The sequence below is a fragment of the Pedobacter sp. Bi126 genome, from assembly GCF_918698245.1.
Lineage (GTDB): Bacteria > Bacteroidota > Bacteroidia > Sphingobacteriales > Sphingobacteriaceae > Pedobacter.
On sequence record NZ_CAKKMS010000004.1, the window covers coordinates 174,125 to 195,757 of the forward strand.

Consider the following 21,633-nt stretch of genomic DNA (forward strand, 5'->3'; position numbering starts at 1 on the left):
TGTTTGTGTTAAGTCAGGTGTAATCCTGAATTTTTCAGTTGACTAAGGTATGACTAAAGCCGCTGAAAACACAAACAATTTTTTAAGAAAATTACCCTATCTGAGTATTTTCGATAACCAGTTTGCCGTTGTAGTATAAGTTACCATCAACGTTGTAAGCACGGTGAGGTACGTGAATAGCACCTGTTGCCGAGCATGTTGCTAAAGAAGGAGTAACCGCTTTATAGTGTGTTCTTCTTTTATTTTTTCTCTGTTTCGAGATTTTCCGTTTTGGATGTGCCATTGGTGTATAATCTAATTATTTTTTTAACTTATTAAGGGCTTCCCAACGTGGGTCGCTTGTTTGTTCATTTTCTTCAGCCTGCTTTTCGATCGATAATTGATTTAAACGGTCAATCATCTCCTGATCGCAATCTTTATCTGCCTGCTCGCAGTTTTTGATATAAGGTACCGCTACATTAATCATTTCGTATAGAGGACCCGATATATCAATCTCGGTATCTTTACGGCTTAGCGAAATAATTTCTTCGTCATCGCTCTCCAGTTCATCTTCAGCAAACTTTACAATCTGCCTTTCATAAAGATTTACAGGTAACGAAAACTCAGATAAACATTTATCGCAATCTAAATTAACTGTGCCAATAACTTTGAATTTTAGAAGCAACATGGTCTCTTGTTTCTCAAGTTCCAGGTCTACTTTTAAATTTCCACTTTTAATTAACGAATACTCAAATGCATTAAAAAAGGCGTCATCAAGCTCATAATCAAACTGATGAGTTCCCAATTTTAATCCGGTAAACGGTAATGAAAATTGTTTTAGTGGGTTCAAAGTACTGTAAAATTTTAGCCTGCAAATGTAGGGATAAAATAATTAGATTAAAAATGTTTTTTAAAAATTGTTGATGTTAATCGGACAGGTTTTCAGAATGTTAATCGAAATACTGAAAGACCTTACAGGTTTCTGAAACCTGTAAGGTATGTAAGAAGGTTAGTCTGCCAATACCATTTCCTTGTTATTTCTGCTCCACTCGCTCCAGGAACCAACATAAAGCTTAGGGATGGGTAAACCGGCATAATCCATAGCTAATAGCGTATGGCAGGCGGTAATGCCCGAGCCACAATGTACAATTACGTTTTCGGGTTTAACGTGGGCCAAAGCTTCAGCATATTTTTCTTTCAATATTTCAGGGGCCAGGAAAGCACCCGTAGCATCCAAATTTTCGGTATATGGAATATTTGCCGCACCAGGGATATGCCCTGCAATTAAATCGATAGGTTCGGTAAGGCCTGCAAAACGGTTGGCATCGCGCACGTCAATCACAATATAATCGTCGGTTTTGGCAACTTTTTCTACCTCATTGATATCTGATAACGGTAAGTTCCATGCTGTGATTTCGTATTTTTCGACAGATTTTGGAATTTCTACTTTATCTGTAGTCGGAAAACCTGCTTTAACAGCCGCCTGAAAGCCTCCATCAATTACCTGTATTTTTTCATGACCGATTGCTTTTAGCATCCACCACAGCCTCGCAGCGGCGTTACCGCCGTTTTTATCATCGTAAACAATCACATGGCTGTCTTTTGTGATGCCAAGTCGCTGTAAAACAGCAGAAAACTGGTCGAATGTTGGTAAGGGATGCCTTCCGCCAATGGCAAAATCGCCAATGTTGGCTAAATCGTTATTTACATCAGCAAAGAGCGCACCAGCAAGGTGTTGCTCGTCATATCTTGCTTTTGATCCGGCACTGGCATCGATAATTACGATTTCATCGTCTTGGTTTAACCAGGTTAATTCTGCTGGTTTTATAATGGGTGATAATTTTGTGTTCATCTATGTTTTTTAGGGATAACTAATGTAATTATAATTCCAGTAATTAATATTGGAAGCCATATAAAAGAATATTCTCCAGTCTTACTAACTTTAGTGTCTATTTCGTGGCGATAAGAAAAAGGCATCATAGCGAAAACCCCATCAAAACTCTTATTACAATTAATATAATCCCAAATAGGCGCATTTTAAGTTGTTTTTCTTATAAGTGCCCATAGCCCCAAAACTGGACCAACAGCCAAAACCATATAAAGATAATGCGAATTCATTTCTTTTGCCAAAAGATTAATCACCTGGATGCTAATAATCGTAATGGCAAAGCCGATACAATTTACCAGTGTTAACGAAGTTCCCCGCAGGCTTTGGGGGGCATGTTTGGCAATTAAAGAAGAAAACAAGGGCGAATCGGCCGTGCCAGACAAGCCCCAGCAAAATAAAAATACAAGAAAAGGATATATCGAGCCGCAGAATAGGAAAAGCGGCGAGAGCAGGCAGCATAAGCCCGAAATGGACAGCGCAATGGTGGCAATCCGTTTTGCACCAAATTTTTGTGAGAGCAAACCGCCGATCATGCAAGATAAACCTCCCGATGCGATAATTAAGAACGAAAACAGCGGTATATTTAAAGTTGCATGTGCATGTTTAGTGTTGTAAAGCAACAGCATGCCGGGTAAAAAAGCCCAAAAGGTATAAAGTTCCCACATGTGCCCGAAATAGCCGAAAGCAGCAGATCGAAAATCAGGATTTTTAAAGCCATTAAAACAAGAGCGGAAATCGAATTTCTGTCCGGCAGTTCTAAATGGACCGTTTGGCACAAACCATAAAATAGCAATTGCACCAATCAGAGATAATCCCGAAGTAGCAAAGATTACGTAGTGCCAGGGAAAATTTGCTGTAAATGTTTTTAATAGATGAGGGAAGGCAGTGCCGAAAACCAAAGCACCAACTAAAAAACCCAACGATTTCCCTAGCCCATCTTTAAAGTAATCGGATGCTATTTTCATGCCGACAGGATAAATTCCAGCCAACATAAAACCAGTTAAAAAGCGAAAAAGCAACAATAAACGGACATCGGCTAGTTCTAAACAAATGCCCAGATTAAACAAGGCAGCTGCAATTCCGCAGATAAAGAACACTTTTGAGGGTGAAAAAATATCGGAAATGGCAAAAAAAGCGAAAACTAATGTTCCGCTGATGAAACCAAACTGTACCATGCTGGTGAGGTTGGCCAATAGATTTGTTTCTGTTGGGAAGCTTTTAACAAAATCTGGTAATACCGCATTGCCAGCAAACCACAGCGATGTACAGAGAAACTGTGCAATAACAATTGTGGGAAGAATGTAATTGGGTTTTTTAGTGCCGCTCATTTTGAATTTGATGCACAATTTTACCTAAAATAAACCTGATAGTAGTGGAAATATTTTTTGATATGGTGCTTCGACAAGCTCAGTATGAAAATCACAAAAAGATTGGAACGCATAGCAGGACTTTCGGAACCTATGAAACACAAGACCATGCTTTGCAAAAAAAAAATGACCACCTAAGCTGCCTTACAGATCTGAGTTTAATAAAACTTTGGTCTTTCAGCTTTAGTCTTTCTACCTTTTAAGAAGCATCATCTTTAATATCAAACTGCGTTTCAACCACTTTTCCACCTGTACGCAACTGATTGCCCAGCATTTCTTCTTGCTCCCTACGTTTTTTTACAATATGGATGGCCGAAAACAGTGCTTCGGTAAATGAAGTAGAATCAGCCAGGTCTTTACCCGCAATATCGTAGCCCGTTCCATGATCGGGAGAAGTACGCACGAAGTTTAAACCGGCGGTATAATTTACGCCATTATGGAAAGCTAATGTTTTGAAAGGAATTAAGCCCTGGTCATGGTACATGGCCAAAACGGCATCAAACTGTTTGTAGCTACCATTGCCGAAAAAGCCATCAGCAGGGTATGGGCCAAAACAAACAATACCTTTATCGTAGGCTTCCTGAATAGCCGGTGTAATAATTTCAGCCTCTTCGGCACCCAATAAACCATTATCGCTGGCATGCGGGTTTAAGCCTAAAACGGCAATTTTTGGTTTTTCGATCCAAAAGTCTTTTTTCAGGCTTTCGTTAATCAGTTTTAGCTTACCGATAATTTTCTCTTTTGTAATCGAGGTTGGAACATCTTTCACCGGAATGTGACCAGTAACTACACCTACGCGTAAATTTTCGCTGATCAAAAACATCAGCACATCTTTACTGCCACTTTTTTCCTGCAGGTATTCGGTATGGCCGGGAAAAGCAAAAGTTTCTGATTGAATGTTATGTTTATTGATCGGAGCAGTAACCAGTGCATCGATATCGCCATTTACCAGATCGGCTGTTGCACGCTCAAGTGATAAAAGTGCATATTTTCCGCCTGTTGCCGTAACCTGCCCCAATTCGATTTTCACATCCTCTTCCCAGCAATTAATCATGTTTGCCTTTTTTGGCTGTGCCTGGTTGGCATGGCTAACTACATTAAAACTAAAATCGCCCAGGTTATTTGCTTTTCTATGAAAAGATGAAACCTTGGTATGGCCATAAACAATCGGTGTGCAATAATTTAAAATGGCAGGATTAGATAATGTTTTAATGATTACCTCTAAACCTATGCCGTTTACGTCGCCTATACTGATGCCAATTTTAAGTTTATCGCTCATAATTACTGGAAAATTTTAGCGCAAATTACTGATTTTCGTTTAAACAGGTGCTTACCGGATAAAAATTAGTTATTTTGTACAAAATAGAGTAGCCACAGAAACACGGTTTACACGGAAAAGAAATAGGATAATCTCATTCTTCGATAAAATTTTTCTGCGATTTCTGTGCCTCCGTGGCAAAATAAAAAGAAAAGATGAGTTTAGTAAAAGCGAAAAAACATTTAGGCCAACATTTTTTAACCGATAAAAGCATTGCCAACCGCATTGTAGAGGCATTGGTAAATACCGATAAATACAATCAGGTTTTAGAGGTAGGGCCAGGGATGGGAATTCTATCTGATTTTTTGCTGCAGCGTAAAGACTTAGAAACTTATCTTATCGATATCGATACCGAGTCTTTCCATTTTTTAAATGAAAAGTATCCCCAGCTTGGCGATCGATTGATTAATGGCGATTTTTTGAAACTCGATTTGAATGCTATTTTTCCAGGTCAATTTGCCATTATTGGTAATTTTCCATACAATATATCTTCGCAGATTTTATTTAAGATTTTAGATAACCGCAACAAGGTTGTAGAAATGGTTGGGATGTTTCAGAAAGAAGTTGCCCAACGTTGTGCTTCACCTGCTGGAAGTAAGGATTATGGAATTCTGAGTGTATTTCTTCAGGCCTATTATAAAATCGAATACCTGTTTACGGTTAAGCCGGGTACTTTTAATCCACCTCCAAAAGTACACTCTGCAGTAATCCGTTTAACCAGAAACGAAGTGGAGACTTTAGACTGTGATGAAAAATTATTCTGGCGGGTGGTTAAGGCGGGTTTTAACCAGCGGAGAAAAACTTTGCGTAATGCTGTTTCTGCGGTGATGCCTAAGGATAAAATGGACGATCATATTTATTTTGAGAAACGCGCAGAGCAGTTAACTGTTGCAGATTTTGTGGCTTTAACGCAGCATGTGAGTAAGTTGATGGAGGTTTAAATCCGCGAAGCGATTCTTGCAAATCCGTGATTATTTTCATTGAATTTCTCCTTTCCTTTGCGACATAATTTTAAACATCATGGTTAATTACAGCGAAATTTTCAGCACACAAGGAATGGATTATCAAACCTATCGTGCATTGATTGATCAACTTCTATTAGAGGGAAAGGCTACTGGTGATGTAACTTACGATTTGCACTATACTAAAATGAATGTGCAAAGGATGAATCGCGTGGATAAAACAGTTAGCTTAACCGATGAGTTGACTTCGACCATTGATCATCTTAAAGAAAATTATAAATTTTTAGTGATTACCGAAGGCTGGTGTGGCGATGCTGCCCAGATTGTTCCGGTGTTCAATAAAATCGCGACTGCGTCATTAGGTAAAATTGATCTGAAATTTGTGCTTAGAGATAAAAATTTGCCCTTAATTGATGCGCATTTAACCAATGGTGGAAGAGCTATTCCGGTTTTAATTGTGTTAAACGAATCAGCAGATCAGGTTTTAGGAACCTGGGGCCCAAGGCCACAAATTTTGCAGGAGCTTTTAAAAGAGTGGAGAAAAGAAAGTACTGAAATGCCAATTTTGGCAGAAAAACTTCACGGCTGGTACGCTAAAGATAAAACGCAGACTACACAGGCCGGATTAAATGAACTGTTGGAGGGGTTGGAAGGGTAATACCTGTGACTGCGTTCTTCGCAGGTCGTCATCCTGAATTTATTTCAGGATCTTAACAACTGGATAGATGCTGAAACAAGTTCAGCATGACGATTCGTAGAAAAAATCTTACTTCGTAAATTTAATCAACAGAAACAGTTAGTCCCTCTTGCTGTAAAATTTTACGATAAACTTCCATCTCAGTAAATGAACCTTCCAAAACAGGGCATTTTCCATCATTATGTACTTTCCAGGCAATTTTTTCAGCCTGCGATTCGTTATAATCGAGATATTTCATCATGCAGTAGATCACATGATCGAAAGTATTGATATCATCATTCCACAAAATAAGGCGATGTACGGTTTTTAGGGAAGTTAAAATTTCTTCGAGCGTAAAGGTCTCTTCTTTGGTTTCTGTAGACATGGCGCAAAAATAAACAATAATTTAGAAGATTTTAGGTATTGGACTGAGATATTAGATTTTAGGATATTGCGATGAAATCTCACGGCTCAAATCGCAGCGCTCATATCTTTTTTAATTAACTAACTTTGTTTAACCAAATTATAATAACACGAGTATGCACCAGTCTAAAATAGCCGGAATAGGTTACTACGTTCCGAAAAATGTATATACCAACGATGATTTAAGCCGTTTTATGGATACCAACGATGCGTGGATCCAGGAACGTACCGGTATTAAAGAGCGCCGTTTTGCCGATCGTAACGAGGAAACCACTACCACCATGGGTATTGAGGCAGCCAAAATCGCGATTGAAAGGGCTGGGATTACTGCGAAGGATGTCGATTTTATAGTTTTTGCCACATTAAGCCCCGATTATTATTTCCCGGGTTGTGGCGTATTATTGCAGCGCGAAATGGGCATGGGTGAAATTGGTGCTTTAGATATCCGCAACCAGTGTTCGGGTTTTGTTTATGCCCTTTCTGTGGCCGATCAGTTTGTAAAAACAGGTATGTATAAAAATGTGCTGGTAGTGGGAAGCGAGAAACATTCGTTCGCGATGGATTTCGAAACCCGTAGCCGTAATGTATCGGTGATTTTTGGCGATGGTGCTGGCGCTGTGGTATTACAGCCTACAGATGAACCCGGAAAAGGGATTTTAAGTACGCATTTGCATAGCGATGGTGCCGATGCCGAAATCCTGGCCATGTATTATCCAGGTTCTCACGCCAATAAATGGTTGAAAGATAAACCTGCCTATCCTGAACAGGAGTTGGGTGGCTTATTTATGACGCAGGAAATTTTGGATAGCGGTGCCGCTTTACCTTATATGGATGGGCCATCGGTTTTCAAAAAAGCGGTGGTAAAATTTCCTGAAGTAATTAAAGAGGCTTTGGCCGCAAATAATTTAACGGAAAAAGATATTGATATGTTGGTGCCACATCAGGCAAACCTGCGTATCAGCCAGTATGTACAGCAGTTGTTGGGTCTAAATGATGATCAGGTTTTTAATAATATCCAGAAATATGGAAATACCACAGCAGCTTCTGTTCCTATCGCCTTGTGCGAAGCCTGGGAAGCAGGCAAAATTAAAGATGGCGATCTGGTTTGCCTTGCCGCATTCGGATCGGGCTTTACCTGGGCCAGCGCACTGATTAGGTGGTAACCATAGATTCGTCATTTCGAGCGAAGTGCAACGCGGAGTGGAGAAATCTATATCTAAAGATCTCTCCACTCCGCGTTGCTTCGGTCGAGATGACGACCGTTCATTTGAAGCTCTTAATAGTGACGTAGTTCGAGGGGCCTAGTTTTGTGTTTTTGGCTTAATAAAATCTCCTAAATAACTACACTCGCCCGCCGCAACAGCATAAAAAGGCGTTTTGGCATAATTAAACCTTAATTCTTTAAGATAAGGATTATTGTAATTAGCCTTGATGAAATTTCTCCATTTCACATCTTTTTTATCGTAATAATAAAATGATAGCGGGTTTGCATTCATGATGATCTGTTTCTGCAAACATTTAGCCAACATAAATGTACATTTTGCTTTAAAATCGGCATTGGTGCTTAATGCCCTAGCTTTTAAATACCAGGCTTTTGCCGTTTGCGCTTTTTTATAATCACCATCGTATACATATTTTGCGGGGTTGCTGTTGTCGTATGACGACCAGTCATAACTGATTAAAAACCAGCTGTTTCCAAAATAACCTGTTTGGTAAACTGCATTAGCCATTTTATAATAATAAAGCGCCGCGTTCTTTTTATCACTAATGGTTAATTTCTGCAAGCGGAGCATTTCGGCGGCAAAAGCTTTTTTCGTAATTGATGTTTTCGCTGTTACATATTTTTTAGGATAATCGTTTATCGTTTCGATGAAAGGATTAGCATAAAGTTTTGCGTTGGCTTCATCAGCGTACCAGTTATCAGGGTTAAAATATTTGTAACCTGGCGAAACCTTTGCAAACATTTGAACAGCCTTATCATATTGATGTGTGCGTAAATAAGTTGTCCCAAAAAGTTCATAAAAATCATCGTTTTTAAGCTGGTTTAAAGCCGATGCCAACAAAGCGGTAACATCATTGCCTGTTGCCCTGGCTTTATAAACAGCTAAGCCCTGCATGCTTTTCGGACTTAAGTTTTTCTGCCAAAAGGCAATACTTTGGTAACTCATATTCTGGAAAAGTGAATTCTCTTTTAACGTTTTATATTCCAGGTCGCCTTTAACCATTGCTAATGCCGCTTTTGCAGTATCGCCCATACTCAAATAAGCTGATGCCAATATTTGCTGATAAAAATTCCTGGTCGTTCTGCTAAAGCGTTTGCTGGCACGATCTGTATCATAATAATATGGTCCTTTTGGTTGCTCGCTATTCTCTGCGAAACGTTTTTCGTCGAGCCATTTTAAAGTCGGCAATAAATCGTTCTCATTAAAAGGATTTCCTTTTTTGATGTTTTTTGCCTTGATTAATAAGTCGGTAATGCGGTATTGGTTGCGTAATCTTTCTGGCAATTTATCTGGTTTTAGAATGGCAAGATAATTTGTCGCCAGAAAATCTTTGTTCTCCATCCACGATAAATAAGCTGCTGTTAACGTGCCCAGCTCAGGCTGTGGATATTTTTTTTCGGTAGCCAGTTTTACTGCAAAATTCCTGATTTCATTTAGGTGTTTTAAATTGATGTTTTTTAAACTGTCTTTATATTTAGAATTGCCGTTATCCGAAAAATAATAATTATAGCCAATTTTGGCAATATCGTTCGCCTCGATAAGATCTTGTTCTAATTTATTTACTTCGCGCACCAACAGTGTTCCATTAAGCTGGCTTTTTGGTTCGTACTGATAAACTTTATTCAGACTTTCTATACCCGAATCAGCATCTCCAAAGCCGTTTATCGCCCAGATATTGGCTTTCTCGTTATTGGTTTTGGCATATTTTAACGCTCCGTTAACAGGCGAACTGGTGTAATAATAATTTTTATAAGCCTGTACCCTTCGCTCCGGATTGCTTGCAAAAACCTTCGAGAATAAAAAGGCTGATTCTTCCGGATTTCCCAATCTACGGGTCGATCCGGCATAGAGTGCCAATGCCCAGCCCTTAACCGCACTGTTTACCTTACTGGTTTTGATATACTTTTCGTAGGTTGATTTGCTTTCGGCATGCAATCCTGCAAAATGAAACATCCGTTCAGCTTGGTAAGCGTAGCGCAGTTTAAGAAAATCGTCTTTCTCTGCTTCTGTTAATTTTAGACCTTCCTGGGCTTTTGAACCCATGGCGGTCGTATCACGGGGATTAGGGTCCCAAAGACTAAAATCCACATTGGCCAAAGGTTCACAGCTTTTGGCGAATTGATAATACTTTAGTGATTCTTTGCGTTTGCTTAACGCCTTGATAAAACTATTCTGTTGTAAGCTATCGGGTAATTGCGAAACGTTACCTTCAAAATTAACGAGTTTTACGTCAGTGGCACTATCTGTTTTATACATTACTTTTAGCACATCTTCTTTTTTAACATTGAGGTATTTCGCCCATTCACGACTATTGATATCTGGCTCGCTTTCGATATCCGTTTCGCTGTTGAGGTAAACCATCTGGTTGTAGGCGAACGGCGAATATTCATCCCCTTCTATGTTGTTGTGGAAATAAGAAATGTAGTAATCATAAGGATCTATCTCGCCACCACAGGCAAGATTTACGGCAATTTCGCCGAAAAAAGTAATTAGGAATACACTAAAAATTAGCGATAACTTTTTGAACGTCTTCATTAGTAAAATGTTTTAAAAGGTCGGTGTCTAAATGGTAAAAAACGAGGTTCCGGTCTCTAGGGCTTAAATATCGGGATAAAAATTTGGAGGCCGAAAGTAAATCTTCAGTGGAAATCTCTTCCCACCTTAACACATCTCCTTTTTTTAATCCGGCTACAGGATAATCAGCCAAAAGATCATAGAGAATGGAATTTCCCCTCTGTTTAAAAAGTTTTTTATCCCCGATCTGGATTTTGCCTATTCGTTTGGAGATACCCGCATATTGCCCGTTCCTGAATACCACTGCCCATTCAAAAATAGGTAAGGCTACATCAAGTGACAAGGGATATCGCTCAAGGTAATCTTTAAGGTAAAGATCCATTTCGTGCTGATCCAATATGGAATTTTGTTCACCATATTTACGCAGATTACCCATGTTGTAACACATTAAAATGGCCTTTTCTACTGGCGGCACTCCGCTTGATACGATGTTTTTAACCTGATGCAACCGCAAGGTTACTGAAATGCTTTTGCCTTTTAAAAGCGGATTCGCCTTTAATTGTTCGAGAAATTTAAAATACCTGTTTCTGGTGCCTTTGGTCCAATCACAATCAATCTGTAATTCCGCATAATTTTGCTTTCCGGACTGTTTTACCTTTGCAGCTATAAATTTGACAATTCGATCGGCCATAACCGCTGTTTGCATGGTGTCAATCTTGTTAAAAACCTCGTTAACGATAAACACAACAGGGATAATATCGATCTGTTTGGGTAACGGATCTGAAAATTTAATTGGCGAAATGGGTACAGGCAGCTGAAGATCTGGATTAAAATCTACATCCATAATCCGCACGTACAAAGATTTAGATTTAAATTGATCAAGATAACTGGTTTCTTCCTTTTTGTTCTGATAATCCGTTTTCCAATAATAAAAAGTAGGGTGAACAATTGATTTTTGCTTACAACCAAGGAAGAGAAACACAGAAATCACTAAAATACTTATCTTGCGCATATCAATTTTATTGAGCAAAAGTAGTATAAAATGCGGGCAGTTTTACAAAGAGTTACACAGGCAAGTTGCACGGTTGACGGTGAGGCAACAGGAGCGATTGATACGGGACTTTTAGTGTTGTTAGGCATAGAAGAGGCCGATGCTTTAGAGGATTTGGATTGGTTAGCGCAGAAAATTATCGGTATGCGCGTTTTTGGAGATGAAAACGGAATGATGAATAAAGCACTTGCCGATGTGGGTGGAGATATTTTATTGATCAGTCAGTTTACCTTATTTGCATCTACCAAAAAAGGAAACCGTCCGGGTTTTACAAGGGCAGCACGACCAGATGTGGCGATTCCACTTTATGAGAAAATGATCGAAAAGCTATCGCATTTATTGGGTAAAAAAGTAAAAACCGGAATTTTTGGTGCTGATATGAAAATCGCACTTTTAAACGATGGACCAGTTACGATTTTGATTGATACAAAAGATAAGGAATAATTCAATTTAAAAAGTAGCGGCGTAACTTATGAAGTCTTAAATTGTCAAAAAACAATATTAATTTATTCCAAAATTTAACCTAAGCTAATATGAAGGATAAAAATCCGAACCGGCTAGCGGAATACAGTTGTCTTGCGTTTTTTCTGATTTTAAAGTTAGTGTTATCTTTTGTATTGGTCAATTCAGTTTACGAATTGCACCGTGATGAATTTCTGCATTTAGATCAGGCGAACCACCTCGCTGCGGGTTTCACCTCAGTTCCGCCATTAACCTCGCTATTTTCATGGCTTATTAAAGCTTTTGGCAATGGATATTTCGTGGTAAAATTTGTTCCTGCATTATTAGGTGCCTTCACTATATTATACTGTTGGAAAATTGTCGGTTTTTTAAAGGGTAACCTATTGGCAAAATGCCTGGTTGCTGTAGCCTGCCTGTGTTCTGCTCTGCTCAGACTAAATACCCTTTACCAGCCCAACTCTTTCGATGTTTTAGCTTGGACAGCTATATTCTATTATCTGTTAAAATATTTCGATAAAAACGAAGCCAGATATCTGTATGCCTTTGCCATTTTTGTCGCTTTAGGTTTTTTAAATAAATACAACATCCTTTTTCTCATCATTGGTTTACTACCAGCTATACTCATTACATCAAAACGAAAAATATTTACCGATAAATATCTTTATCTGGCCGTTTTGATAGCGTTTTTAATCATTTCGCCCAATATAATCTGGCAGATTAACAATCACTTTCCGGTGCTCGCCCACATGAAACTTTTACAGGCAACGCAATTGGTTCATGTAAACCGGATTGATTTTTTTATCGGACAGTTCCTCTTTTTTATCAGTTCGATCTTTATTCTTTTAGCAGGCATTGGCAGCCTTGTTTTTTATAAGGATTTCAGCAAATACAGATGGATTATTCTCTCCTATCTGTTTACACTTATTGTATTTAGCTATTTTAAGGCAAAAGATTATTATGCATTAGGTTTATATCCGGTTTTACTGGCTTTTGGTGCGCATTATTTAAGTCGGGTTTTAGCAAAGAAATATATATTAACGGGATTGCTGTTTGCTTTTAATATTGGCTCATTCATTTATTTGATACCGCTTATTATGCCAGTTTATGGTCCTGATGAAATTGTAGCACATCATAAGAGATTTGAACGGGTAGGTGCCTTGCGATGGGAAGATGGTAAAAATCACGAGCTGCCGCAGGACTATGCCGATATGCAAGGCTGGAAGGAATTGGCAGCACTTGTTGATTCGGCTTACGGAATGGTTAAAGATAAATCTACCGTATTGGTTCGTGCAGATAATTATGGGCAAGCAGGTGCAATTAATTATTATTCAAAATATAAAAACATCAATGTGGTATCATACAATGCCGATTACTTGTATTGGTTTAAAATGGATAAGCCGATCAAAGATTTCATTATGATTACCGAATGGAAGGACAAAGATCCACAGCGGAAGAGAGAGCAGCCCTATTTTGCCAGGATCACCAAAATTGGTGAAGTAACTACTCCATATACGAGAGAAAGGGGCGCAGGAGTTTTTTTGCTTGAAGGTGCCAATATTGAAATGACTAGCATTATAAAATCAGAAATAGAAGAAGAAAAACATGACCATTAACGAAGCACAGGAAACCGTAGACCATTGGATTAAAACCACAGGCATCCGCTATTTTAACGAACTCACTAATACCGCCATTTTGATGGAAGAGGTTGGAGAAGTAGCCCGTATTATGGCCCGTAAATACGGCGAGCAGTCGTTTAAAAAAAGCGACGAAGAGGTAAACCTCGCCGATGAAATGGCCGATGTGATGTTCGTTTTAATCTGTCTGGCTAATCAAACAGGCATAAACCTTACCGATGCTTTGGAAAAGAACCTGGAAAAAAAGAGCATCCGCGATGCAGATAGGCATAAGAATAATGAGAAGCTTAAGTGAATTATTGAGTAATTGAATTTTGACTGAGTGAATAAAGGGTATTTAATAACATTCAATCATTCAAAATTCAATCATTCTTTTGGCTTAGCCAACGAACTCCATCAAACTCCTATATGCCACAAAGCGGTTTTTGTATCTTTCGTTTAGTTCAGCCTGTAAAGCAGGGGCAAATATTTCCTGGTATTTATTGTAATGATCTAATGTTTCAGCAACATACTGTGCGCAATAGGTTACACCCTCGTTCGGTGAGTCTACAACCTTTAATAAACGGTTGGAAATAAACATACCCGTAGCCATCACTTCAGGGATATGAACATCTTGCATCCACTGTAACCACTCTTCAGCCGCTGCATCATCTAAGATGAGCGTAACATTATATAAAAACATGGCACAAAGGTAAATAATATATAAATGTTAAAAAATTGATGATAATGGATTTTATTCTTTAAAGTGGTGTCAATCTGTTAGATTTGACGAATCCCATTGTTTTTAAGCATGATACGAACTAACGACTCTCAAAAAATAGACAATTCCACTCGTAATTATATTTATACCGGATACCTAACTGCAATTTTCGGCGGCATTTTAGGGCTGGTGATTGGTTGGGATTTAATGAAGAAAAAGAGAACATTAAATACTGGCGAAAAGGTTTTTTCTTATTCTCTAACGGATAGGCAGCATGGCGCCAGAATTTTAATTTTGGCAGCAATTTGCTTCGTTTTGTTGCTAACCTTAACTATTATTGCACTAGATGCCTAATCCCATCTATCCAGAAATGATTATTATTACCAAATCTTCTACTACAAAAGAGCTTGAAGGCATTCTTGAGCTTCAGAAGCAAAACTTAAAGAAAGATTTAACTCCAGAACAAATAAAAGAAGAAGGCTTTGTTACCGTTTCGCATTCGCTTGATGATCTGGAAAAGATGCATCGGCACGAACCCAACATTATTGCAAAAGATGAAGAATTGGTAGTGGCTTATGTGTTAGCAATGACTGAGGAATCTAAAAATGATATCCCAAGATTGGTTGAAATGTACGAAAGTTTCGATCACATCCAATATCACGGTAAATCCGTTTCTTCCTATTCCTATATCGTTGTAGGGCAGGTTTGCGTTAGTCAGGCTTATCGTGGTAAAGGTTTGTTCGATCAATGTTATCAGGCTTATAAAGATTATTCTAAATCTAAATACGATTTCGCAATCACCGAAATTGCAAGCATCAATTTACGATCGATGAATGCACATAAACGTATTGGTTTCGAGGTTATTCATACTTATACAGATAACAGCGCGGTAGAATGGAATGTTGTAGTTTGGGACTGGAAACGATAGGTTGGTTTGGCGTTTAGCGATAGGCGTTTGGAGTCAATTAACCAGTTACAACAATTAACCATTACGAATGAACTAATGACTAATGAACCACTGAACTATACCCCATCTCCACGTAAATTCCTAAACCTTTTCCTGGCTTCGGCACTGAACATGCTCCCCGGGTAATCCGTAATCAGTTTTTGGAAATAGATTTTGGCCTGTGCGATGTCGTTCAATTTCTTTTCATAAAGGTCGCCCAATGTAAAAAGCGCATCGTCTGTCCAAATCCCATCTTTAAAATCTTCAGTTACCTTTTTCAAGATATCGGCTGCCTTTTGGAAATCGTTGGCTTTGATGAGAATTCTTGCTTTACTCATCATTATCGCATCGGTTAGGCTATTTTGTGGAAACGCCATCGCAATACTATCCATTTTTTTAACTGCTCGTTCAGGGAGGTTTCTGAATAAAAGCATCTCCGCATCGGCATACATTTTTAGCGCGTTGCTATCAGCAGGGGTTTGAATATTATCGTTAATGAGTAAACTCAGATTCAGCGCATCGTTTGCAATGAGTTGTGAAGTCGCAGCCTTTAAAACCAGGCATTGGCCATTGCTGTATTCGAAATTACCCTGATAAAAGGAAAGTTTAGCACTCCTGAAACGTGCCTCATTTCCTACGGGTTGTCCTTCAAATTGTTTGCTCACTTGCTCGTATACTAAAAAAGCTTCCCAGGGTTGGTTGGTTAAAATATAGATATCGCCTAAATCGAGTTTCAGTTGGCCTAACTCCTGATCGTTAATGCCTGGCATTTTTATGGCTTCTTCAAGCTCTTTTTCTGCACTACTGGGTTGATTTAAATAGTAAGCCTGCAAGTTTGCGAGTTTTTTTATCGCGAAAAGCGTGTTTCTGTTCTTGCCGTTTTCGTCCAGTAAGGCCTGATAATCTTTCGCTAACAGATCAAGATCGGCTACTGTATATTTCCCGTTGGTACGCAGGTTATACTTGGTATTCAGCATTTCTATTTTTGAAGGAAGATAATACTGGTTATCCTTTCCTTTAGTTAACAGGTAATCGTAAGCTTTAATCGCTGTTTCGTATGCGCCATTGTCAACAAAGGTATAAATGGCATTAAACAAGGTGCCTCCATCAGCTTTGGTGCGTTTATCGTATGCAATTAGTTGGCGCAGGGCCATATCAAATTCCTGTTGTTGAATATAGTTCCAGGTGAGTAACTGAATATAAATTTCGGCATCGGGCTCTTTCTGTATTTTCCTTAAAATGGCTGCCTGAAAGGTTTGGTAATCGTTTTTATCTTCAAAAATAGAGGCGAGTACGGCTTCAGCCTGTGGTAAAAGCTGAGGCATTGTTCCAAGCGCATCAAGATATTCCTGCATGAGCATGGACTTATCCTTTTTAAAACGGTAGATATTTAATAGCTCAAAGGCGAAGAGTTGATCGTTGCCCAACAGTTTTCTTCCCTGCTTAAAAGTTTGAACCGCAAATTCATAATTTTCGAAACGATAAAAACTATTGGCTAAATTCCTGACCTTAAATTCATCTTTTGGAAGTTTATTAATAACATCGGTAAAAATCTTGTTTGCCGCTTGTACATCACCCTTCTCTTGATAAAGTTTGCCCAATGCTATTGGATAAACATCACCCTGTGGATTTTTTTTAATTTCCCTTTTAACCACTTTCTCCGCAACATCATAACGCTTCAATTTTACCAATGTATTAAAGTAAATATCGAAATAGGCTTCGTTATTGGGTATGGCATAAAGTTTTTCCAGTAGCACAACTGCTTTTTCATAATCACCATCATTATAGTATTGAATGGCCAGGCTACTTTCATCAGGTGCAATCTGTTGATTGGGACGGAAGATTTGTGCATTGGCCCCAAGAGATAGAAATAAGAATATGATGAAAAGCAAGCGGTTCATAAACCCTAAATTATAAGTTTTAAATGTAACATTTTAATACATCTTTAGCTAAAGCATCAATTGATATTAAACGTATTTTAAATGTTACCTGTATTTTATTTTGTAGGTATTTTATAAATACTAAATTGAACCACGACTTATTATTTGATTGCATAAGTAACATTGTTGGTGTAAATCGCAGTTAAGTTGTTATGATACTTATTTTTGTCATCCCGTAAAGGATTTATTTATGCTAAAAAAGATTTTTCTATTGTTAATGGTTGCATTGATCTGGGCCTGTAAAGGTGCTAACAATGATACTATTCCTGTGGACGATTTTTTTAAAACGCAGGATAAGGCCTATTATCGCATTTCTCCGGACGGGAAAAGTCTTTCCTATTTAAAGCTTCATGATAAAAAACTTGATCTTTTCGTTGAAGATCTTGCTACCGGAAACAGTCTTCAGTTAACCCATTTGAATGGGAAGAATATCAGTTTTCACTTCTGGACCAGCAATAACGAGTTGATTTATTATGCTGAAGACGAATCTAAAGAGCGCAAATCGGATATTTTTGTGATCAATAAAGATGGAAGCAAGCAGGTTCAGCTGAGTGCCAACGAGAAAAGTAGGTTAAGGGTAATAGAAGATCAGTTAATTGATGATAAATACATTATTGTTGCATCCAATAAACGCGATTCGACAGTTTTCGATGTTTACCGCCTAAATGTTAGGAACGGTAAAATGGATATTGCAGCTAAAAACCCTGGAAATATTACCGAATGGATGACAGATAATAGAGGAGTGTTGAAAATTGCTGTTGCGAGTGATGGGGTGAACGAAACCTTGATGTACCGGGAAAACGAAAACCAGGCCTTTGCTCCGGTAATTACCAACAATTTCGAAACCACTTTACAGCCAGTTGCCTTCTCAGAAAGCCAGCCTAATATACTTTATGCCATTTCAAATGTAAATAGAGATAAGAATGCACTAGTGGCACTCGATCTAAAAACAGGTAAAGAAAAACAGGTACTTTTTGCAAACGATACCTTAAACGTAGTAGATGCAAAATATTCGCGGCCACAAAAGAAAATGCTTTTTGTAACCTGCGAAACCTGGAAAAAGGAAAAATATTACCTTGATGACAGTACGAAGATTACTTACTCCAAAATAGATCGGCTTTTACCAGGTACCGAATGGAAAATTATGGATAAAGATAAAATGGACAAGGTTTTTGTGGTAAGAACATTTACCGATAAAAATCCGGGGTCTTATTATCTCTATACCGTTAGTGAGAATAAACTTAAAAAACTAACTGATATTAGCCCATCTATTAAACAGGGCGATATGAGTGCCATGAAACCAATCTGTTTTAAAAGTTCGGATAATTTAACCATTAACGGTTACTTAACCCTACCAAAAAATAAAAAGGCTGTTAATTTGCCTGTAGTGGTTCTGCCGCATAATGGCCCTGCAGGGCGAAATAGTTGGGGCTATAATGCAGAAGTTCAATTCTTGGCTAACCGTGGCTATGCTGTTTTACAAGTAAACTATCGTGGGTCTACCGGCTATGGTAAATCTTTTTATGCCGCTGGTTTTAAGCAGTGGAGCGATAAAATCCAGGAAGACGTTAACGATGGCGTAAAATGGTTAATTGCCAAAAAAATTGCCAATCCTAAAAAAATCGCCATTTATGGCAATGGTTTTGGTGGTTATATTGCATTAAATTGTTTGTATAAAAATCCCGATCTTTATAAATGTGGCGGATCAAATTCAGGAGTAATCAATTTGTTCAGTTACCTGAAAACCATCCCGCCGTTTTTAAAAGCGAATTTGCAGATGTATTATGAAATTGTAGGCAATCCGGTAACAGATACCGATTATATGCGGTTTGCATCACCTGTTTTCCATGCCGACCGGTTTAAAGCGCCTGTTTTTATAGCGCAGAACCCTAAGGATCCTCGCGTTAATGTGGCTGAAGGTGTTCAGTTTATTAAAGAGCTGAAAAAACGGAATGTTCAGGTTACCTATATCGAAAAGGAAGAAGGCCCAAACCCTATCGTACGTCAACAAAGTAGAACGGCTCTGTACAAAGCATTAGAAGAATTTTTACAGGAAAATCTAGGTAAGAAATAGGGTATGGCCTTAGATAAAAAAAGTGGATATCGTAAAAATTTCTCGCTCGGTATAACCTTCATTGTACTCATTTCCATTCTTTTTATTCTATCGCTTTTTTTGGCGTTTAACTACAGCAAGAAATCGATTGAGAACGATTTTGTATCTGAGAAAGTAAACGTGCTAGAGCAGAGTATTAAGCCTTATAATGATTTCTTTCAGAACAAAATGCCCGAGATTTCATATTATAGTGGCTTTTTAGATTCTTCTACAGCAGCAAAATTTGTAGATACCGTGATGTTAAAATATCCTTTTATCTCGAAGGTTACTTTTTACGATACCGAGGTGAAGAATGTTCCTGTGAAGGATGGGATCAATGCAAACCACTTAGGTATTGGCCCTAAATCTATTTTTCAGTTTGGCAAAGGTGTTAAACCCGATTCGGTAAAATTATATTCAGAAGATGATACCAAATCTTTTAATGTAGGGAGCGATTTTAATGCAATAGCCATAAAACTTGCCACTTTTGTTGAGGATCTGGATACAGCATTGGTACCTACACAAGAGGAATTGTTTACTAATTTTTCTATCGTTAACTCGAATGAAAATAAAATCACCTATTTAAATATTCCCCGTCGGGAAGATTTAAGGGCCTATAAAGATATGATCAGACGGAAATTAAATCCAGCGCCTGTTTATCAACAGGATGTACTGGTTTTTAATCTCGATGCACATAAAATAAAGATCATCAATACCAGGCCATTGCTGTACCAAACGATCAGGATTGAGCCGTTGACTTACGATCCGATTGATACTTCTGAAGAAAATATTAATACCGAAATTGCTCTGCCGGGCGCATTTTCTGATTTTAAGCTCTACCTTATTTCATCAAGATCTTACATCAAGAAAGAAATTTTTATTTACTTCATGCCGATCGCCCTGGTGCTTTTATTGGTGTACGGCGTACTTTTATTGGTTGCTTTTTTGATTTACCGTAACCTGAATATCAATAGCAAAATGTTTAAGCTGCAGTACGATTTTGTGAATAACCTTACGCATGAGTTTAAAACGCCCGTCAGCGTGATTAAGATTGCGGGAAACAATATTAAAAGTGCTACTACATTAAGCCAGAGGGAACAGCAGCTTTATGGCAAGATCCTGGATGAAGAAGCCGACAAGCTGAATGGCTTAATGAACAAACTATTGGCCTTTACACAGATTGAAAATAAGGCGATTAAACTGAATCAGGAAGAAGTTAATATTGTAGATTTTATTGAAAGTACCGTCGAATCGCATACATTAAAACATCCCGATTTTAAGATTACCTATGAGGTGGTGGGCTTTAAAACCTTTATTACCGATCCGGTACTATTAGGGAGTTTATTCGATAATCTGGCAGAGAATGCCTACAAATATTCGAAACCAGAACAGAAAAAATTACACATTAGTGCAAAGTTGATTAAAGGGGTGCTGGTTTTCCGGTTTGCCGATAAGGGAATAGGTATCGCAGCATCAGAATTAAACAATATATTTAAGAAGTTTTTCAGGATTCAGAACGAATATAACCAAATGGGCAGTGTAGGCCTGGGTTTGGCATTCTGCAAAGAACTGGTTAACTTTATGGAGGGAGAAATCTCTGTAAAAAGTAAAGTAGGAAGCGGTACTGAATTTAAGATTGTACTGCCTTATAATAGTTAAATTTTAGGAGTTGGAAGGTTGTAAGTTGAGTTTAACCCTTTAAACATTACAGCGTTTCAACATTACAACCGCATATAAAACACACATACAAATGTCAAAAGAAGTAAAAATATTAATTGTAGAAGATGATGAAAATCTTCGCTTTCTTGTGGCCCACCGTTTAAAGGCTGAAGGTTATACTGTGCTTGAAGCAAATGATGGCGAAGCTGGTGAAAGAATGATTGTTGCCGATCAGCCTGATATTGTTTTATTGGATTGGATGATGCCGGGTAAACAGGGCGCCGAAGTTTGCGAGAATGTGCGCAAGCAAGGATTCGAAAACCTGATCATTATGATGACTGCAAAAGCGCAGGATGTTGATAAAATTGACGCCTATAACTTTGGTGCATCTGATTATATCACCAAACCATTTAATATGGATGTTTTGGTTGCGATGTTGGAGAGTAAGGTGAAATTTATTGTGAATAAAGATACTGCCGAAATTCACCGTTTTGGTAATATGGAACATCATCCAAACATCCATACGTTGTTTAGAGATGGAAAGAAAATCGAATTAACGATATTGGAAAACCGTATCCTCCTTTATTTCTTGCGCAACCCAGGTAAAGTTATTAACCGTGACGAATTGATGTTGGTGGTGTGGGGTTACAACTCTGATGTGAATACCAGAACACTTGATATGCATATTGTGCGCTTACGTAAGAAGATAGAATTAAACCCTGATAATCCACAATTGTTACAGACTGTTAGGGGAGTAGGTTATCGCTTTAATGCGGGATAAATATAATTCTTGAATGAG

At 38.2% G+C, this 21,633-nt stretch carries 21 protein-coding genes; 11 read left to right on the forward strand and 10 right to left on the reverse strand.

Annotation, left to right across the window (positions count from 1 at the left end; all coding sequences use genetic code 11):
- Positions 1-91: 91 nt before the first annotated feature.
- The 5 genes from rpmF to pdxA form a co-directional block, all read right to left on the reverse strand.
- Positions 92-283 carry a 50S ribosomal protein L32 gene (rpmF, locus tag LQ201_RS15600; RefSeq protein WP_025143959.1) on the reverse strand — a complete coding sequence of 64 codons (192 nt, stop codon included), beginning with the start codon at positions 281-283 and terminating at the stop codon, positions 92-94.
- A 15-nt stretch (positions 284-298) separates the two neighbouring features.
- The gene (locus tag LQ201_RS15605) at positions 299-829 is read right to left on the reverse strand and encodes a DUF177 domain-containing protein (RefSeq protein WP_230144388.1); all 531 of its coding nucleotides are present in this window, start codon (positions 827-829) and stop codon (positions 299-301) included.
- Positions 830-988: 159 nt separating this feature from the next.
- Positions 989-1,831 carry a sulfurtransferase gene (locus LQ201_RS15610; protein ID WP_230144389.1) on the reverse strand — a complete coding sequence of 281 codons (843 nt, stop codon included), beginning with the start codon at positions 1,829-1,831 and terminating at the stop codon, positions 989-991.
- Between the two features lie 185 nt (positions 1,832-2,016).
- Positions 2,017-3,195: a nitrate/nitrite transporter gene (locus LQ201_RS15615; RefSeq protein WP_230144390.1), complete on the reverse strand. Its 1,179-nt coding sequence runs from the start codon at positions 3,193-3,195 to the stop codon at positions 2,017-2,019.
- Between the two features lie 238 nt (positions 3,196-3,433).
- The gene (gene pdxA, locus LQ201_RS15620) at positions 3,434-4,513 is read right to left on the reverse strand and encodes a 4-hydroxythreonine-4-phosphate dehydrogenase PdxA (RefSeq protein ID WP_230144391.1); all 1,080 of its coding nucleotides are present in this window, start codon (positions 4,511-4,513) and stop codon (positions 3,434-3,436) included.
- 194 nt (positions 4,514-4,707) lie between these two features.
- Here pdxA and rsmA point away from each other — a divergent pair, with 194 nt between their 5' ends.
- Both rsmA and LQ201_RS15630 read left to right on the forward strand, forming a co-directional pair.
- Positions 4,708-5,493: a 16S rRNA (adenine(1518)-N(6)/adenine(1519)-N(6))-dimethyltransferase RsmA gene (rsmA, locus tag LQ201_RS15625; RefSeq protein ID WP_230144392.1), complete on the forward strand. Its 786-nt coding sequence runs from the start codon at positions 4,708-4,710 to the stop codon at positions 5,491-5,493.
- Between the two features lie 79 nt (positions 5,494-5,572).
- Positions 5,573-6,172, forward strand: coding sequence for a thioredoxin family protein (locus LQ201_RS15630; protein WP_230144393.1), 600 nt, complete (start codon positions 5,573-5,575; stop codon positions 6,170-6,172).
- Between the two features lie 121 nt (positions 6,173-6,293).
- On the opposite strand, the gene LQ201_RS15635 is transcribed toward LQ201_RS15630, so the two are convergent.
- On the reverse strand, positions 6,294-6,575 hold the full coding sequence (locus LQ201_RS15635) for an ATP-dependent Clp protease adaptor ClpS (RefSeq protein WP_029274160.1): 282 nt from the start codon (positions 6,573-6,575) through the stop codon (positions 6,294-6,296).
- Positions 6,576-6,729: 154 nt separating this feature from the next.
- On the opposite strand from LQ201_RS15635, the gene LQ201_RS15640 reads away from it, so the two are divergent.
- The gene (locus LQ201_RS15640; protein ID WP_215124980.1) at positions 6,730-7,776 is read left to right on the forward strand and encodes a 3-oxoacyl-ACP synthase III family protein; all 1,047 of its coding nucleotides are present in this window, start codon (positions 6,730-6,732) and stop codon (positions 7,774-7,776) included.
- Positions 7,777-7,914: 138 nt separating this feature from the next.
- Here the strand turns inward: LQ201_RS15640 and LQ201_RS15645 are convergent, their stop codons facing one another.
- Together LQ201_RS15645 and LQ201_RS15650 are read right to left on the reverse strand one after the other, a co-directional pair.
- Positions 7,915-10,371: a hypothetical protein gene (locus LQ201_RS15645; RefSeq protein WP_230144394.1), complete on the reverse strand. Its 2,457-nt coding sequence runs from the start codon at positions 10,369-10,371 to the stop codon at positions 7,915-7,917.
- Positions 10,337-11,362: a hypothetical protein gene (locus LQ201_RS15650; protein WP_230144395.1), complete on the reverse strand. Its 1,026-nt coding sequence runs from the start codon at positions 11,360-11,362 to the stop codon at positions 10,337-10,339. The genes LQ201_RS15645 and LQ201_RS15650 overlap by 35 nt, the downstream gene beginning before the upstream one ends.
- A gap of 30 nt (positions 11,363-11,392) precedes the next feature.
- Here LQ201_RS15650 and dtd point away from each other — a divergent pair, with 30 nt between their 5' ends.
- The 3 genes from dtd to LQ201_RS15665 all read left to right on the forward strand — a co-directional run bounded on the left by dtd (position 11,393) and on the right by LQ201_RS15665 (position 13,792).
- A complete protein-coding gene (dtd, locus tag LQ201_RS15655) occupies positions 11,393-11,845 on the forward strand; it encodes a D-aminoacyl-tRNA deacylase (protein ID WP_230144396.1) in 453 nt (150 codons plus the stop codon).
- Between the two features lie 89 nt (positions 11,846-11,934).
- A complete protein-coding gene (locus LQ201_RS15660; RefSeq protein ID WP_230144397.1) occupies positions 11,935-13,476 on the forward strand; it encodes a glycosyltransferase family 39 protein in 1,542 nt (513 codons plus the stop codon).
- Entirely contained in the window at positions 13,466-13,792 is a 327-nt protein-coding gene (locus LQ201_RS15665) for a nucleotide pyrophosphohydrolase (RefSeq protein ID WP_230144398.1), read from the forward strand. The genes LQ201_RS15660 and LQ201_RS15665 overlap by 11 nt, the downstream gene beginning before the upstream one ends.
- An 84-nt stretch (positions 13,793-13,876) precedes the next feature.
- Here LQ201_RS15665 and LQ201_RS15670 read toward each other — a convergent pair whose 3' ends face one another.
- Positions 13,877-14,179 carry a DUF4286 family protein gene (locus tag LQ201_RS15670; RefSeq protein ID WP_230144399.1) on the reverse strand — a complete coding sequence of 101 codons (303 nt, stop codon included), beginning with the start codon at positions 14,177-14,179 and terminating at the stop codon, positions 13,877-13,879.
- A gap of 108 nt (positions 14,180-14,287) precedes the next feature.
- Here LQ201_RS15670 and LQ201_RS15675 point away from each other — a divergent pair, with 108 nt between their 5' ends.
- Positions 14,288-14,551, forward strand: coding sequence for a hypothetical protein (locus tag LQ201_RS15675; protein WP_215124987.1), 264 nt, complete (start codon positions 14,288-14,290; stop codon positions 14,549-14,551).
- Positions 14,544-15,125, forward strand: a complete 582-nt coding sequence (locus tag LQ201_RS15680; RefSeq protein WP_230144400.1) for a GNAT family N-acetyltransferase — start codon at positions 14,544-14,546, stop codon at positions 15,123-15,125. Before LQ201_RS15675 ends, LQ201_RS15680 begins: the two co-directional genes overlap by 8 nt.
- Positions 15,126-15,220: 95 nt before the next feature.
- Here the strand turns inward: LQ201_RS15680 and LQ201_RS15685 are convergent, their stop codons facing one another.
- A complete protein-coding gene (locus tag LQ201_RS15685; RefSeq protein WP_230144401.1) occupies positions 15,221-17,044 on the reverse strand; it encodes a tetratricopeptide repeat protein in 1,824 nt (607 codons plus the stop codon).
- Between the two features lie 229 nt (positions 17,045-17,273).
- Here LQ201_RS15685 and LQ201_RS15690 point away from each other — a divergent pair, with 229 nt between their 5' ends.
- The 3 genes from LQ201_RS15690 to LQ201_RS15700 all read left to right on the forward strand — a co-directional run bounded on the left by LQ201_RS15690 (position 17,274) and on the right by LQ201_RS15700 (position 21,615).
- Entirely contained in the window at positions 17,274-19,157 is a 1,884-nt protein-coding gene (locus tag LQ201_RS15690) for a prolyl oligopeptidase family serine peptidase (protein ID WP_230144402.1), read from the forward strand.
- A gap of 3 nt (positions 19,158-19,160) precedes the next feature.
- The gene (locus LQ201_RS15695; protein ID WP_230144403.1) at positions 19,161-20,834 is read left to right on the forward strand and encodes a sensor histidine kinase KdpD; all 1,674 of its coding nucleotides are present in this window, start codon (positions 19,161-19,163) and stop codon (positions 20,832-20,834) included.
- A 91-nt stretch (positions 20,835-20,925) separates the two neighbouring features.
- Positions 20,926-21,615 (forward strand): response regulator transcription factor, encoded by a 690-nt coding sequence (locus LQ201_RS15700; RefSeq protein WP_029274172.1) that lies wholly within the window; start codon positions 20,926-20,928, stop codon positions 21,613-21,615.
- The last annotated feature ends 18 nt before the right edge of the window (positions 21,616-21,633 follow it).

What these genes read in the sequence shown, in the direction of transcription:
- LQ201_RS15680 (WP_230144400.1), top strand. Translation starts at nt 14,544, where the DNA reads ATGCCTAATCCCATCTATCCAGAAATGATTATTATTACCAAATCTTCT.
- LQ201_RS15610 (WP_230144389.1), bottom strand. Translation starts at nt 1,831, where the DNA reads ATGAACACAAAATTATCACCCATTATAAAACCAGCAGAATTAACCTGG.
- LQ201_RS15645 (WP_230144394.1), bottom strand. Translation starts at nt 10,371, where the DNA reads ATGAAGACGTTCAAAAAGTTATCGCTAATTTTTAGTGTATTCCTAATT.
- LQ201_RS15665 (WP_230144398.1), top strand. Translation starts at nt 13,466, where the DNA reads ATGACCATTAACGAAGCACAGGAAACCGTAGACCATTGGATTAAAACC.
- LQ201_RS15675 (WP_215124987.1), top strand. Translation starts at nt 14,288, where the DNA reads ATGATACGAACTAACGACTCTCAAAAAATAGACAATTCCACTCGTAAT.
- LQ201_RS15640 (WP_215124980.1), top strand. Translation starts at nt 6,730, where the DNA reads ATGCACCAGTCTAAAATAGCCGGAATAGGTTACTACGTTCCGAAAAAT.
- pdxA (WP_230144391.1), bottom strand. Translation starts at nt 4,513, where the DNA reads ATGAGCGATAAACTTAAAATTGGCATCAGTATAGGCGACGTAAACGGC.
- LQ201_RS15635 (WP_029274160.1), bottom strand. Translation starts at nt 6,575, where the DNA reads ATGTCTACAGAAACCAAAGAAGAGACCTTTACGCTCGAAGAAATTTTA.
- dtd (WP_230144396.1), top strand. Translation starts at nt 11,393, where the DNA reads ATGCGGGCAGTTTTACAAAGAGTTACACAGGCAAGTTGCACGGTTGAC.
- LQ201_RS15660 (WP_230144397.1), top strand. Translation starts at nt 11,935, where the DNA reads ATGAAGGATAAAAATCCGAACCGGCTAGCGGAATACAGTTGTCTTGCG.
- LQ201_RS15700 (WP_029274172.1), top strand. Translation starts at nt 20,926, where the DNA reads ATGTCAAAAGAAGTAAAAATATTAATTGTAGAAGATGATGAAAATCTT.
- LQ201_RS15670 (WP_230144399.1), bottom strand. Translation starts at nt 14,179, where the DNA reads ATGTTTTTATATAATGTTACGCTCATCTTAGATGATGCAGCGGCTGAA.
- rsmA (WP_230144392.1), top strand. Translation starts at nt 4,708, where the DNA reads ATGAGTTTAGTAAAAGCGAAAAAACATTTAGGCCAACATTTTTTAACC.
- LQ201_RS15695 (WP_230144403.1), top strand. Translation starts at nt 19,161, where the DNA reads ATGGCCTTAGATAAAAAAAGTGGATATCGTAAAAATTTCTCGCTCGGT.
- LQ201_RS15630 (WP_230144393.1), top strand. Translation starts at nt 5,573, where the DNA reads ATGGTTAATTACAGCGAAATTTTCAGCACACAAGGAATGGATTATCAA.
- LQ201_RS15685 (WP_230144401.1), bottom strand. Translation starts at nt 17,044, where the DNA reads ATGAACCGCTTGCTTTTCATCATATTCTTATTTCTATCTCTTGGGGCC.
- LQ201_RS15650 (WP_230144395.1), bottom strand. Translation starts at nt 11,362, where the DNA reads ATGCGCAAGATAAGTATTTTAGTGATTTCTGTGTTTCTCTTCCTTGGT.
- LQ201_RS15615 (WP_230144390.1), bottom strand. Translation starts at nt 3,195, where the DNA reads ATGAGCGGCACTAAAAAACCCAATTACATTCTTCCCACAATTGTTATT.
- LQ201_RS15690 (WP_230144402.1), top strand. Translation starts at nt 17,274, where the DNA reads ATGCTAAAAAAGATTTTTCTATTGTTAATGGTTGCATTGATCTGGGCC.
- rpmF (WP_025143959.1), bottom strand. Translation starts at nt 283, where the DNA reads ATGGCACATCCAAAACGGAAAATCTCGAAACAGAGAAAAAATAAAAGA.